Here is a 15,712-nt window from a genome sequence, read left to right on the forward strand (position 1 = left end):
TATGCTTCCTTTTCTTATTATCTCCCCATATTAACATGTCTTTCTAAGCACAAAATAATATTCATTATCCACATATTCCATACCGTTATTTGAATTTCTCATATTTTTTAACGGTATACTATGGTTTTGCAGTGTTTTAAGCAGTTTTTCCCGTGTACTTTCTTCAACCTGATATTTCCTTCCCTTTCTACGGATCAGTGCCTCCAGCCTGACATCTGAATTCCGCAAAGCTTCCTGTGCATCATTGTGATGGTTGTTGGTTACGATAATCCCTCCGGGTTTTATATACTTTTTACAAGATTTTGTTATGCCTCCCGCATAGATTGCGATCAACAAATCATAGTTGTTTTCTCTTAGTGTAAGTTGCTTGGTATAATCATCGTGAATAAACTTAATATACGCCGACTGCTTGTATTTTTTATTGCTGTTTATTCTATTTATTATATTTTGAGTATCTTGAAAAAAATTCCTTGCCTCTTCGCTTATATCGACATAAACGACATGCTGAAAATAGAAAGAAGGCGTTATATGTATAGAGCAACCAGGATATAAAACGGTATTGCAATTATATTTGTTTTTTATTAACCCGAACAAATCTGCCCGTTCAAAACCCAAATTAGCGTAAAATCTTCTGTAAGGATCTTTAATATTATCCTTTCGCATAAACTTTTCACCCCTGCCTAATGGTGCTGTAGTACATGCTATCCCCTCCAACTTTATTTTAAACTATGACATAATTACTTCATGCCGAACAATCCTTTTGCTACATAAACATTTCCACTTTTCATTCTAGTATCAGATAGTAATCTGCCCTATCCCACTTCCTTAAACCTGTTATACCTAACCTCTAGCCTGTTTTGATCCGGCCAGAGTAGCTTGCTTTTTGGCAGAATTATTTTCTGGTCATGCAATTGCTGAATGCCATGCCTTAACATTGGGCCATCTGTCTCTGATAATATATCTTCACGCACCTTAATCTTATAGTCCGGAGTGATACCGATAATATTGCTGTCAAAGGCCGCATGGTGAATCTTGCACAAGGATAACCCGTTGTTTACTACGGGCTCACCCAATTCAACAGAATCCGGTATTATATGAGCAGCATCAAGAAGCTCAACATGTTTAAGTTTGCATAAAGCACATTGCGAGCGGTATGCCTCTAGAACCCTCTCACGGAAGGATTTCTGGTGTAACCTCTGTCTTATTGTTGAAGTAATATAGCTTCGCTTAAAATATGTACTGTCTTCCATTACATAGCCAGTTGGCTCATTATGTAAAAATAGCTGCGCAGCACTTGGATCATCCGCAGCAATGGTAAATGACAAAGCTTTAGGGTCATCCCCCATTACAAATACCGGCCATACTGCCAGGTACTTACCTTTAACTATGCCATGAAAATAAATTAAAGGTATTTGCTTGAACATGGCTTCTCGCAAGCCAACATTATCACGGTGATTTGGGTCTGTACCCCGGTAGCGGTAGACGAGGAAACCGTCATCATTAAAAAAATCGTCATAAGGTCCACTGTAAGTAGTAGTTAAAGACAGTGGGATTTTTTCGAATACTCTGGGCTTCCATATACCCTGGCGTCCGATAACTGTGACACGTTGGCCATTATAGATAAAGCCTTGCTCAAGTAGTTTACGCGGGAGCACATCTCCATGTATAAGCACTTGCTCCTCTAGCCATTTAAACGCGGCAAGCCTGATTTGTTCTTCCATATTAGTCCTTCTTCCCTCTCCTACCCCACGTACACATGGTCATTATGCCATCTTAAAAAATCTTTTGACGGCATCTCTTGGCTGCTGTCCGGTACCACAATAAGTTTTTGGCCATACAGCTAAAACAAGACCGCTATAGAACTTCCCATTTACTGATTAATTATTTTCGTCACTAAAGAAATCCATATCTATCCGTTTGATTTCATACACTGTTTCCGTTGTAACACCAAGATTATATTCAATCATTAGATTAGTAAGCATAACGCCATCAACTAGAATAACCTTTGTGGTATGCTGTTTTTTTGCGTATGCAAGTGCCTCACTCGAAAATTGTGCTGTGGTAACAAATAAACCTTTAGTCGCACCCTGGCCCGCTAATGCCCCCACAAATTTTTGAATTTCCGGTCTACCTATAGATTTATTTATATCCCAACGCTTGGCCTGTATGTAAATGAGGTTAAATCCAAGTTTATCCTCTCGAATAATACCATCAATGCCTTCATCACCGCTTTGACCGACAACAGTTCCTGCATCTTTTAGCGAACCACCATAGCCCATCTTTTCAAGAAGTTTTACTACCAAAGCCTCAAAGAATGAAGGTTGTTGTTTCATAATTTCAGCGAGTAACTCATCAGCTAGATTCGTATTAATCATTTTGAATGCATTATCTAATAAATCCTGTGGAGTGTCTTCTGTATTATCTGCCACAGGGATATCATTTCCATTAACATTTGGATTTTTAAATAAGCGAAAACTCTCGTAGCGCATGAGAAGATCATTATTTATGACGGCAGGATTCTCCGCCAATAACTTGCTGCCTTCTGTAGTAATAACAAACACTCCACGTGAAGGACTATCGATCAACCCAGCCTTTTTGAGATAGGTGCTCGTCCACCCAATCCGGTTGTCAAATATTGCCTGCTTTCCACTTGGAAGTAGTTTTTTTTGTTCTTCTTCCGTTACCGACATAACAGTAGCTATAACCTTTTTGATCTCTTGGCTTTTATGCGGTTGTCCGTCCTTCAAGCAATCAAGAAAAAGACGGTACATTTCATTGTATTTGGGTATTGCCATTCTGCATTGTTCTCCTTCTCTACTCAATTCAATTGCCATTTAAGGCTTAGCATATTGTTATCTCGCAACTTCAAACATACAGGATGGGGCTCACGAGGTGGTCAACTTTTATGCTAGCATTACTAGAAGTCGATGACAAGTATTCTGACAACAGGGAGCAAACGGCATGGCGTCAAATAATAAGGTAGCCTACCGAGTTGGCATAGAAGTTTATATACAGCGGTTCGGTGGTTTTTTTTAATGTATGAGTGCAATGAAACTTTTTAAACAAAATTAAAAGAGGACCAGACGCATCCAGTCCCCTTAAGTGTAAGCCGAAGCTATACACCGCAATTCTTTTATCATATGATACTACATTCTAATTTATTCGTAAAGTGCTGAAATGGGATTGAGCAAATAAGCACTCTTGTCCAACATATGGCAATGCTGAGAATAACCTGAGCGCCTGACAGGGTTTCTGCCGGGCATAGACATTCTACTTAATATGTTAACCTAGAGGTTAAAACATTAAACATTTGGGGTGGAACCTTAGATGTAACTTTTTAAACTATTTACTTTCTTTCTAAAATCAGACCCCATTATTGATGTGTGGACTGGTATTGGAATTATATTCCTGAGTTTTTCCGATTCAGCAAAGAATTCCCGTATAATTTTTTTCAATTCTGTTTTAGTTATATTTAATTTTTTTAATAGGAAGGTTAGTATGATAAAATAATCAACAATGTTATCAAAACTGATATTAGTTATACCAGTTTCACTTTGCAGGTACCCCTTTAACCTTGAAGGCGGGTTCGTCTTTTTAAATCTACAATCAAAAACTACAGAATTATGAGCTACAGCATTACGAAGTTCTTTAACTAGAAAAATTATATCCTCTACAATCCTCCCGTTTTGGTTATGGGAAGTGGTATGCATCCCTAAATCTTTAGCAATAGCTATTCTTACGTCTTGGTTTAAACAATGTAGGAAAAAGCCGAATTCCCCCAAACTTATTACTTCAAAAATGGCCCAAAGAGGTATTGGTTTATTACTGTGGAAGAAATGTGAAATAACAGCCTTTTTTTCTGCATAATTATAACTTATTGCCTGGTTAATCTTGTTTCTCAACTCTAACCTTTTCTTCATCTTTTCCCTATAATTTTTGTTCCCGGTATTTTCCTTTTTATAATCATTTAATAAATGGGAAAACACATAATCAAAATCAACTGGTCCCATACCAATTAAGGTATTTAATGTATAGTTTTTGATAGCCGTTTCAACAAACATAATCCTTGGGTATAGGATAGTCTTTAAATTAGTATCAAATTCGTAAACAGCAATTATTTCATCAAAACTTGTATAGGGGATTTTATTTTGTGAGTGACCAATAAAACGATATCCTTTGTACCCATGGTAGTACCCCATGTTTAGTAATTCTTTCTTATTTTTACTTCCTTGTATAGTAACACCATGATTATCTCGTAGATGGCGCATTAGGCCATTGGTTGTCTTTCCCTTTACCAAAACAAATCTCTCCCATAAATTGCGAGGTTGTTTTTTAAAAAAATTGTACCCTAAAACAAATCCCTCTTCTTTGCTTCAACTTCGCGCTGCAAACGAGATAAAACGGTAGCAATATCCAGATTTCCCTTGTGTTTTTTCAAACTTTCCGCCAGGCGAAATGCTGAATTAATAGCCGAGCGTACGAAAATGCGTGGCACTCGTAACATGACTTTATCACCGACGCCGGGCACCTGGCAGCTAAACAGTAAATCTTTTGAGCAGGCCCTCAGAATATCGCCCGGCAAATCGCCCACCTGCAAGTATTCGCGCTCTTCCAGCATAGCTTCAATTTCGCGTAAGATGGGCCAAACCAGCGCCCCTTCTTCCATGCCTACTGCCCTGGTTTTTAGGAGATCCTTGATAATTGCCAAGTTAAGCATTTCGTGTATTAAGGCGGCACGTTTATTATCGCGTTCAATGCGTCCCGCTGCTAGATATGGTGCAAACTCTTGCCGAGCTAACCGGGCCAGTTGTTGCCGTACCGGTTCTACCTCGGCTTCAGTTAAAGATTCGTCTGTAGCTAATTGCAGCCCCTCGAGGTCACGCCAGGACCTGATAAACTGCACCTTTTTCTCACCGGTGGCGGTATAACAAGCTGCCGCATAACCAACCACCTCAGCATCTGCCAGACCGGGCACCGGAACGGCAACTCTTCGACAACAGGCAAGCAGTTCAAAACTGCATAAATGTTCAAGGATAGTATCAAAGATGGGGTCACCATAAGAGGCAAAATGCACTCGCCAGCCGCCATCGACCAGGCCTTCGTCATATAAGGTACGGGAGACTGAAAGCACTGTATCACTGGGAACACCTGCTATTCCGGATACAGATAGCGTCTGGCGGGTGTCTTGCCCGGAAATACGGCACCCCAGGGCTTGCAGATATAGAGATTGGCTTAACCCTTCCCAGATTGCCGATAAGTTTACCGGAACAGGGTATTGCTCACCAATTGGGGACATGCTCGTATAAATCTCGTACAGCTCTTGGGGATGCATCTCCACACTCTGGGTATATTTGCGCTGCAACTCCAACTTTTCCTTAGCCCTGATCATTAACTCCTCCTGGGACAGGGTCCCCTCGGCCAGCCAGCGAAACTCATCCGGTTCTACGGGCAAGAGGGATATCTGCTGGGTACCCACAATCATGTTTGCTTCAGCCAACCGGGCCAGCAAGCGCCCGTAAACTATTTCCTCCGCACTATCAGCATAGCAGAGGTTAAGCACATAAATATCCTGATGCTTCTGGCCAATACGATCAATACGTCCAATGCGCTGCTCCACTTTCATGGGATTCCAGCCCAGATCAAAATTAACCAGCAAATCAGCAGTTTGCAGGTTCAGGCCTTCAGCCGCTGCGTCAGTACAGACAAGAATGTCTATCTCTTCGCGTAAAAAACGCTCCTTAACTTCTTCCCGGTCAACTTTGAGCATGCGACCCGTGCTTGGGTCAAAACACCGGCCACCCTGCCCGGAATAAGTGCCCACCAGCATACGTGGCTCTGCTTGAAATAGCCGCCTAACAATATCTTTGAGGGTATCATAAAAACGAGTGAAGATAACCGTTTGCTTAATTCGTCCGGTTCTCCGGTCCTTGCGCCGGTCCAGTGTTTGTAAAAGCACCTTAACTTTTGAGGAATCACCAGTTAATCCTTCCAGGGCACCGAGCATAGTTTTAAGCTGCTTTTGCTCCCATTCCAGGTCCGGCCGGGTACGGTTGAACAGTATTTTATCTGCAACCAGGTCATCTTCATATTCTTGGTCGTAGACAAAGTTCTCGAACGTAGCCTCTTCTTTATCACTATCTGTTTCAAAGACAAGCATGTTGCTCAGCGTTGCCTCAACTTTATTCAAGCGTCGTTCCAATGTCTTACGAAAGGCATATAAACTAGAGGCAAACCGCAAGCGTAAAAAGCTAAGCAAAAAACTTACCATTTGCCCGGTTTTTTTATCACCATGTTTAGTTAATTGTTTGGTTAAACCGTTACAATAATCTTCAAGCTGATCATAAATAAGCTTTTCTAATGGATTAAATTTAATTCCCTGTACCGGTAAGATATGACGCCTGGCCAGGTTTTGCTGTAATTGCCCGTTATCCCGGTAAATCTCCAGCAACTGCCGGGTATGCCGCAGCATCACCCGGGAAAGCGGGGAGACGCTGAAAATTAAGCGGAACATCAGCTGTCTATCCCTGCCCCGGGGTATATGCCCGTACTTTAACCACTGGCGCACAGTGGCCCGCAGGCGCCCGGCGATAACGTTGTCTTTAATAAAGCGCCATAACAGGGGATCCTGATTACACACTGCCTGTACCGCCCGGCACAGAAAATCCCATTCCTGTTCGCCCTGCTCTTGCCCGTGGACAAGTTGGCCTAAGATTTCATAATACTGCAAAATAAGTGTGGGGTCGTATTGAAAAGCGCCTACCCGATTGGTGAGCGCCAACAAATCACATACTTCCACAGGGTCAATTTGCATGGGCGTAGCTGTGGCCAGCCATAAACTGCGTGTATTTTTACGGAGATAATCACGGATGGAAATGTAAAGATGGCCAAAATCAGGATGTCCTAAAATGCCCTTCGCTGGATTACGACGCCTGGCCGCGTGCGCCTCATCAACCAAGGCAATGTCAAAAGTACCCGTGTTTCTAAGGGCTGTGGCGCGCTCACGGCGTGCCAACAGTCCAGTTGATATGATGACCAGATCGGGCTCGTAAATGGAGCTAGCCGGTCTTTGTTCTTCCACCGGTAATATGTATTGATGGGCGATATTGGGTGTCGTCTGGGTAAGCCCAAAAGCCAGCAATACCTTAGAGGCCATCTGGCGGTGCCACTGCCGGGTTAAGCTGGCCGGTGCCGCAATAAGAATACGTTTTACTAAACCGGATAAATAGAGGGAACGGAAGGCCAACCCCGCTTCAATGGTTTTACCGAGACCTACCTCGTCGCACAAAAGGTAAGAATAAGGCCAGGTTTCAATTAAACGGCTAACCACTACAGCCTGGTGCGGCCAGGCTTCCACCGGTGCCGTTGCCAAACCGACAAAGCGGCCGCCAGGCATACGAGGTGCATCCTTGATTATTGCAAACCTCAACCGCTCTATAGCCGACGGAGACTCGGTTTCTTGCCGGGCAGCGATTGTTCCGTCAACCTCTTTAGGCCGGCTCATTCCTTCAGCCAGTTTAATTAATTTGCTCTGCACCGCTTCAGGCAGGGTTAAAACCGACATATGGGGAAATTTATTAGCCCACAGGTTTTCGAAATCACGGGTAGCCTGTTCCACCCGCAGCCGGTCCGTTTTCCCCCACCAGTCACAGTGCAAATCGATATTCTCGGCGTTTAAAACCAACGCTGTTTTAGATTCGTTAAGGGTACCTGTTGCGTATATACTGTTGCCACAGGCATCTTTTAAAATAAGCCATTTCTCATGGACATAGCCATCATCTACAGCATCCCAGGTCAGGGGTGTGCCTGTTTTCCCGTGTACTCGGAAGGCTACGCGCACTTCTAAAAAACCATGCGCTACCATCCAGGCCAGCAGAGTTACTCCGTTACGTACCCCCTCCGGCCATAAGGCTACGTTTTCCAGCTCACCATTTAATTTGGCAGTTAGCCGCTCCTCGTCTCCGTTTAATATAGCTTGCACATCTCCGGGCTCCAAATCTGCGCCCACAATCAGGCGCATTTTACCCTGCCGGCCCACAAAGGCAGAGAAGCCCAGTGAGGCGGCCGCCAGTGAAGAAGAGCGAAAGTAGCCGGCCACCCGGTCATACCGCACTGCCGCACTCAATGCCGGTATGTAGAAATCGTGCAGCATATCCACCGGGCGGCCATCAATAATGGTAGATGATGTTTTATAGGAAAGAAGCCAATCCCGGCCTTTTAAGCCTTGATCGGTTAAATTAGCTTCAATTGGTTCCGTCATCTTATTCCCTCACCCAAACAGTAGCTGCCTGGTTATTTTAAACTAAAGGCAATTGCCTCCGCCTCTTTACGCAGCTTTTCATCGCCCATTTCCGCTGCCCAAACCGAGAGTAAATCGAGTATTAATTGCTCCCGCCCTTCCGCATGCCGGGCCAGGTAAACGCGGGCCACGGGTGCATCGCCTTCACGATAGGCTTGAATTAAACCGTGCAGTATATCCCACTCGGTTTGTGGTTTCTCCAGGCGTTTTTTATGGCGTTCCTCCGGCAGGGCCAGGCGCAGCTTTGAGCCACGGCGCACAAGGGGCGCGTGATAGCCGGTGTCCTCAGCATCGCTGCGTCTTGCACGGCTGCCCCTGCTTTCATTATTTATACCAATCAATTGGCCATTTACTGTATACCCGGCAGGTTTACCTTCCAAACTGATACCTAGTGAGCGCGAAAGGTTTAGCGCTTCATCAAAGGAGAAGTCAGCCAGGTTAAAGATACCGTAAAGGGTTAAGGCCATAGCTGCTTCACTATTTAAATCGCTGACTTTTAAACGCCCCTGGGTTAACCGGGCCACTTGATGCTGGGCCACTACCGCACTGGCCTCATTCATGGCACGGATAGGACTGACCGGTTCATCGCCGTCCAGCACCGGCCAGTTTTCAGATAGCACCTGCAATGCCCGCCCGTAACTAGCCACCATCTCGTCCACGGCGTTGAGTTTTAGCTGGGCAAACTCTTCTAAACCCTGGCGCACCGCTTCACGCACCTGCCGGGCAACCCCGGTGCCGCCAAAACCGGTCCAGGTGGCAGTTGCAGTATCGGTAACTTGGCGCTTGCGGCAAGTGAGAAAAATAGAACTTGCCGCAGCAGCCATGCCCTTCTGATGCATGGAAGCTGCAGATTCAGATTCTACAGGCATAGAAGAAGTGATTTTCCAACCGTTTTCTATTAACGAGCGAGTTAATGTTTCCCAGGCTTCCTGGGTTTTGTGGGTAAACATGATGGTCATAATACCGGTGTCTTTAAGCACCCGCCGGCACTCAGCAAATATCTCACCCATTAAACGTTCATATGCTTGAGCAGCCCCGGCAGCTGACCCATCCCGGGCAGGGTTGGCCACTGCTTCTTCTGTTTTATTGGTCAACCGCCGGCGGAATAAATCAGGATAGAGGTCCTTTAAGGTGCGCCGCTGCCAGACGTAGAAGTAATCGGAAAGCTCCGCATACTGGACGTTGTTGTAATAGGGTGGGTCGATACAAACCAGGTCAACCGAGTTTTCCGGCAAATCCGTATTGGCCGCTGTATTATTGCGGATAACCACCGGAGGGGCAGCTCCGGCAAGTTCGTTGTGCAGGGGTGACATTAATTTAGCTATGCCAGCATACGCGTCCAAAATTTGGGAAAGGCCCCAGGCCGCGCCAGAATTGGGACCGGTAAAAATCATTTCCCCAAATGTCCATTTTAGTGAAAAGTCATGTCTGCCAAAGGTTCCTTTTACAATCCCCCGGGTATATTCCCAGCGTGTTTGCCTGCTGTTGTAATCAAGACATTTATCAATCATAAACTGCAGGTAGGTAACCACCGCGCGACCGCGTTCCTCACCCAGTTCCTGCAGTATTTCCGGCTTAAGCCGGTTGAGTTCCTCTACCAGGATAAGATGCCCTAATAGCTGGCGTGGCGTGAACATGTCACACCAGCGGTTAACACCAACGCGGAGCAGTTCCATCGTTTTGTGGCCTTGAGGTATATTTTCCGTAGGAATGAGCCCCTGCCGTTCCCAAGCAGGCCAGCGTTCCTGCAAGCGTTGGGCAGCCTTATCAAGGGCTTGTAAATCTTGTTCGTTAGCAGGGCGAAAGAAACGGACTTTCTCAGTCTTTATTTCCCCGGCCATAACCCCGGTTTTATAACGCTGCAGCTTGCCGTTTTTATCCAACTTGGGTTGGTAACGTACGGCCGCTATACAGTAAAGACGATCTTGCCATTTGCCATAGGGCGACTCTCCCCGGGCCTGGGCTTTAATCTCATCGGCAGAAATAGCCTGGCGGCAGTGTATACAGGTGCCCACACCGTTGCTAACCGTAGCAAAGTTGGGGTCCTCGCCCCTGGGGCCTTTGCTGCCCGTGAGGCGATAGGTTTCAAAATGCACTCTGCCTTTCTTGGGAAGACCGTCAGGTACAATACGCACGCCCCATTTTTCGCCCTTCTTGGACAACCAGCAGGTGTTTAACAGCGGCGCTTCGCCGCCACAATGGGGACAGGTGACCTGGCGACAATAAATCAGCCCTGTTTGGTCGTACTCAGGACCACTACTAAACTGGGGAACAATTTCTTTACATTCAATACAATGTTTATTTAGTTCATCTATTTCTTTTACAGGGAGTGGGGAAAATGGCGTTACATCGGCCATCTGCTGTTCGACATGTGATATAAGCTTTTTACCCCATCTTTCTATATCATATTTTAAGTCAAGTCCAAACCTGGCAGGATAATTAAGAGTAGCATAAAGTATTATGTTTGTCACCGGATTTAAATCATTAGCAATAACATTATGTCCGAGGCGCAAAGCCTCAAATGGTATAGATCCGCCACCAGCTGTGGGATCGAGCACCGTTATTGTATTATCCATAGTAACTGGGTTACGTGAATATGCCCGAATATAACCGTATAAGTCTTCAGCATCCCATTTTATTTGTTTACCTAATATGCACTTAACACGGTCAGATTTGGCAAATTCAATCCGCTCATTTACATGCGCCGGGTCCGCAGCTACCCGATTTACTTCAAGATTACTGCCTTCCAAAGGCAATGGTTCTGGAAGTTGCTGTGAGTCCTGTTGCCAGCGCATAATTACTGGATGGTTTATCAAGGCAGGATCAGCGTCGCAAATTCTTTGGATTACCTGGCGGTTTTTCTCTCGCCGCTGCTGTTCTTTTTCCAATGCCCTCAGTACAAAGCTATCTACAGGCAAACGTTGGTATCCAGAATCATTTACTTCAACTTGTTCTAATAGTCGCCCTGTTAGTGTCCACGGTACCCCGTTAACCATAGCTTGTACCTTTTCAATCCCCAATTGACGCAAAAACCAAGCCGGATCAGTACCAGCGGGCAATATTGAACCAAGTACTGCGGCGCGGCTGGCCGTTAGCGGTCGCCGCGCCCACCAAACGTGAAGAAAATATAGTGGCGGGAGAGCTGAACTTGAACCGCGCTCCCGCTGCGTCTCAGCCCCCACTTGATGACAGGGAAAACCCGCCTCGATAAGTCTTTTATCATTAACAGTTTGGCCCGGCATAAAAATAATCCTCCCTCAACTACCTGCGCAGCTTTTCCAGCATGGCCGGTACCGCTTTATCCCCCGGTTGACCGCCAAGCATGGTGCGCATGCCAGCCCTGGCCCAACGGTTAGCCGCATCGCCAAAATGTATCACCCGGCTTAACCAGTAGGCAGCCTCTTCTGCGCTGAAACGCTCGACCCGCCAGGCAATTAGTTCAACACGATCCATGTCTTTAATCCGTTCCTGCAGCTTAAACATTAGAGCTAATTTGGTACCGGCCTCTTCGTGCAAGGGCAGGTTACCTCGAAAAATAATGCGATCGCTAGCAATAAACCGCTGCAAATTCAGCGGTATCCCCGCATCATCACATACACCGCTAATAACTAAGCGGATGATAGGCAAACAACGCCGCAGGGACTGCCCATAAAGTAACCCCCTGTCTTTTAATAACTTTTTTTTCGGTGCATTGCTGTTTTTATCTGCACTATGCTCGGTTAAAGTCCGCTCCTTGACCAAAAAAACGGGTACAGGAGTGTCTTTATATTCGGTGATGCGCAGAACCCAGGGGGATTGGCCCACCAGAGGCTGTATTTTTTGCTTATAAGTTTCGAACATGTCCCATTGGTTAGTTGAACTGCCTTTTGTCATTTAAGTATGCCTCGCCTTATGCTTTCTTTAGTTCCTGAATCAATAAGCAATCTTCATCCGGCTCCTGGATTTCCAGTAAAGCCTCAGTATCCTCGCCCTGCTCAATAACACTATCCAGCACTTCAAAAAATTCTCCCAGCGCCTGCATTGAACCCGGAGGCACATTGTCAAGCTGAATGCGCAAGGTACCACCTTCGGGTAGTTCAAGTTCGAAAAGATCCATAAAATCAATGTGCGACTTGGCACCTCTGTTATAAAGACTGCCCAATCGTTTGAGCAGCGGTAGTAATTTACCTGCCCCTTCTTTGCCTGCTAGTTTAAATACACGGTCCTTCTCGCGCACCCAACCCCGTTCTATGACAGTAACCGGAGTAATGACAACGTCATTTAATTGCGGTGTATATAGGGCTGCCTCGGCACCGTGATACAGAGGCTCCGGTTTTTCCTGCTGCTCCGGGGTACCCTGGTAAGCATATAACCGCTCATCCTGGACCAGGTTGGTTACCGCCTCTTCCAGGTCTTGAGTTGAACAGGGGTCATATTTAGCAGCATATTTATCAAAAACAGCCTGTACATAATCAGCACCATTGTCCGCCACCGTATAAACCACTTGCTCTTGCACAGTAATTGGGTTGACTTTTTCAGGAACTGTCCAACCCCGCTGTTTGGCTCCCTGTATAGTAATCATGGTATAGCCGGGCTCACTGAGATTAACTCCTATAGGAATCACTTTGTCCTGGTCGTAAAATTCGTCCGGTATAATACTGGCTTCATGCTCCATACGGAAGATACACCAGATACCCTTTTGCACGCCGGACCGTACTATTTGTTCCAGCACCCCGGGACTTTCCAGCACCGACCAGCTGCGATTACAGCAGAAATTACTTTGCAGCTTGGCCAAGGTTACGGTATCACTATCAAATAAAAGCTTGCTTTCAAAAAAGAGCTTATGCAAATTTAACAAATCAGACTTTTGGATATGGTTTGCGGTTAGCAGCTCACCATTATCAATTAACACTTCTCTAATCAGCTCGATAAAGGATGCTCCGCTTTCTCCCCCGGCGGTCTTAATTTCTTGACGTACAATATAGCCGGCTGTTGAGGGGTAGTAAAGCCCGGTGTAAATGCCGGATACAGCCGTAACTAACGCATTTTCGCGTTCACTATGGCGTTTCTTAAAATCCCCGTCTTCTAACCGGTGGGGGTTCACACCATAATTTTGCGGTTTATCTTTTAACAGGCGCATAGCTTTAACCTGCCGGGCAATACCTTCAATGCGCTGCCTTAATTCCTGGTGTTTTGCATTATATTCTCCAAAGAAGCCTGGTTGCTCGCTGCCGACACCATGCACATGGACAGTTTCCGGGACCAGAAGAAAAATCAGATTTTGCTGTTCGCGAGGTTTGTTTGCACCTTTAGTAGTCACCATTGCCTCAATATCTATGCTGTCTGCAGTAAGAGCAACTACGCCCAGTATGAGCCGTCCTTTGCCGTCAGGTAAATGCTCGGGCAGTGAAACGTCATGCTCGATATGAAATAAGCTTGTATTGCCTGTAATTATTTTACGGGCTGTGGCTTCCAACAGTTCGTCAATTTGTCTGGTGTTAAGCGTGCGGCGTATTCTGGCCAGTACACTATTAATGGTGGGCTCTTCGCTGGCATAATACTTGCCTTGTTCGTAGCGCAAGTAAAAAGCACTGTTATTGATTTCCTCCAGAGCTGTAAGTACTTGGGGCGGGGTAAGGCCGGGGAAAGATACGCTAAAAAGAGCATCAGCTTCGGTTAAACCAAAGATCCTGGAATTTAGCCCTTCCGCGCGCCCTACGAGGCTGTGTAAAAATACCGTTTTCCAGGTGTATTCATAAAGCGGGTAGCCTTCCGGGTGTGGGTTATCCTGGTCTGCTAGTTCAGCGTTGCTGCGGCCACCTTCTAAGGTGCCAGTATCAACGCTTCCCACATCGGCATTGAGGACAAACATCAAGTCAGAACTGCCTGTGCGACCGAGTATTTCATTAACAACCCGCTCAGAGCGCAAATCCAAATGAAAGGTATGAATCATGGGTACCGCCTGTCGAGTTTGCCATAAACTGCGCACGGCCAGTGATAATACCCGCAAAACACCACGGGTACCCTGGAAATTTTCAGCACTGGACAGTTTCATATTGAGGAAATCCACCAAGGTAGGATGAAATGGGTAGTTGGCCGTCATGCGCTTCTGGAAATTATCGGTAGTAGCTTCATCCGGTAGCGACGAAGCGTTTCTCCGGTACATTTGAGTGTATTCCCATGCTGTTTCCCTGGCCGCGTGGCTGTTAATAGAAACAAACAGCCGCTTGGCAAGAACAGCGGAAATTTCCGAAGCTTGCACGGGTGTAATTTGCACGGCATCTCTGGCCACGACACTGGCTATGCCTTTGACTGCTTTTTCCCCCAGTCCAAGTGCGTCATCTTCATTAATGTCCTCACCGCGTACGTCGCTGATTAACTTGGTCAACTGTTCCGTTTGTTTGCCAAAGGCATCAGATGCGCTGGCTAGAGTGAGCACTATAGCCACCCCCGGGTTATTGCGGACATAACTATGTAAGGTCATGAGAAAAGCGGCTAATTGGGCGCCGCCATCGGTGCGGGCTGCTTCCAAACGCGCCGCGTACTGAGCTAACTCGTCCAGCATAATCAGAACTTTGCGACCGCCAAACACTTTATTAAAGTAGGTTTTGCCCGGCGCGGCAAAGGAGTTAGCCTCGTCTTCAACCTCATGGTAGAGCGCTTCACCACCTATTTGATATGCAATTTCTCCCCACAGAGTATAGGGCACCAGTACGCTGCCTTTAGGTTGGTGGACGGGTATTTCTTCACCTGCAACACCAACCACAGCCACGGTACCGGGCTCGGGTAGGTACTGCTCGTCAAGAAGGTCCTTAACGACACCGAGCAGTTTTTTCCCTTGCCAGGCTATATGGGTACATGCAATGAGTGTGTGGGTTTTACCACCCCCAAAGGATGTTTCCAGACGATGAATAGCCGAAGCCGTTGTATCGCCGGCGATGCGGCGGAACACATCAGACAAAGCCCGGCGCATACCCTGGGTTGGGTAGGTGGCCTCATTGAAGAAGAGTTCAGCATTGGTGTAAATACTGTCTATTCTGCTGCTGCCATGACGATAGTATTCAATAACAGGGCTAAGTGAGGCTGTGAAAACCTCCGGGTTAAAGGTACCGGCCAGTATTTCCGGACGCGGTGTACAAGTTTCCAATACCGATTGCAAGCTACTCCAACCCCCCGTTTTTTATCTATTAAAACGATATTTGCTTTATTTGCGCTCTCGCTTGGTTATATAGCCGCCGGGTCCAAGGTTAAACCCAAGAAAAGGGAAATAAAAATAGGATTATTGAAGCTTTTATAGATATTGTAGTCATTTCTACATTATTATTGTTATATCCTGCATGGTGTTGGCATTTGTTAATATATCTAAAGCACCCGGCATCGTATTAATAATATTGAGAGGGTGTTATTGGATAACGGTCTCCTATTTGGGCGAGATTG

The 15,712-nt window shown here is 45.9% G+C and carries 8 protein-coding genes; all 8 read right to left on the minus strand.

Annotation, left to right across the window (positions count from 1 at the left end; translation table 11 throughout):
* Positions 1–30 precede the first annotated feature (30 nt).
* The 8 genes from SPSYN_RS06300 to SPSYN_RS06335 all read right to left on the minus strand — a co-directional run bounded on the left by SPSYN_RS06300 (position 31) and on the right by SPSYN_RS06335 (position 15,434).
* On the minus strand, positions 31–663 hold the full coding sequence (locus SPSYN_RS06300) for a class I SAM-dependent methyltransferase (protein ID WP_161821641.1): 633 nt from the start codon (positions 661–663) through the stop codon (positions 31–33).
* A 149-nt stretch (positions 664–812) separates the two neighbouring features.
* On the minus strand, positions 813–1,721 hold the full coding sequence (locus SPSYN_RS06305) for an HNH endonuclease (protein WP_161821642.1): 909 nt from the start codon (positions 1,719–1,721) through the stop codon (positions 813–815).
* 156 nt (positions 1,722–1,877) lie between these two features.
* Entirely contained in the window at positions 1,878–2,795 is a 918-nt protein-coding gene (locus SPSYN_RS06310; RefSeq protein WP_161821643.1) for a restriction endonuclease, read from the minus strand.
* A gap of 528 nt (positions 2,796–3,323) precedes the next feature.
* Positions 3,324–4,298 carry an Abi family protein gene (locus SPSYN_RS06315; RefSeq protein ID WP_161821644.1) on the minus strand — a complete coding sequence of 325 codons (975 nt, stop codon included), beginning with the start codon at positions 4,296–4,298 and terminating at the stop codon, positions 3,324–3,326.
* Positions 4,299–4,348: 50 nt separating this feature from the next.
* Positions 4,349–8,257, minus strand: coding sequence for a helicase-related protein (locus tag SPSYN_RS06320; protein ID WP_161821645.1), 3,909 nt, complete (start codon positions 8,255–8,257; stop codon positions 4,349–4,351).
* A 32-nt stretch (positions 8,258–8,289) separates the two neighbouring features.
* Entirely contained in the window at positions 8,290–11,538 is a 3,249-nt protein-coding gene (locus SPSYN_RS06325; protein WP_161821646.1) for a DUF1156 domain-containing protein, read from the minus strand.
* Positions 11,539–11,557: 19 nt separating this feature from the next.
* Entirely contained in the window at positions 11,558–12,169 is a 612-nt protein-coding gene (locus SPSYN_RS06330; protein ID WP_161821647.1) for a DUF7680 family protein, read from the minus strand.
* Between the two features lie 16 nt (positions 12,170–12,185).
* Positions 12,186–15,434, minus strand: coding sequence for an ATP-binding protein (locus SPSYN_RS06335; protein WP_161821648.1), 3,249 nt, complete (start codon positions 15,432–15,434; stop codon positions 12,186–12,188).
* Positions 15,435–15,712: the final 278 nt, after the last annotated feature.

Origin of the sequence: Sporotomaculum syntrophicum, assembly GCF_009932395.1 — a bacterium.
In the GTDB taxonomy this organism is placed as follows: domain Bacteria; phylum Bacillota; class Desulfotomaculia; order Desulfotomaculales; family Desulfallaceae; genus Sporotomaculum; species Sporotomaculum syntrophicum.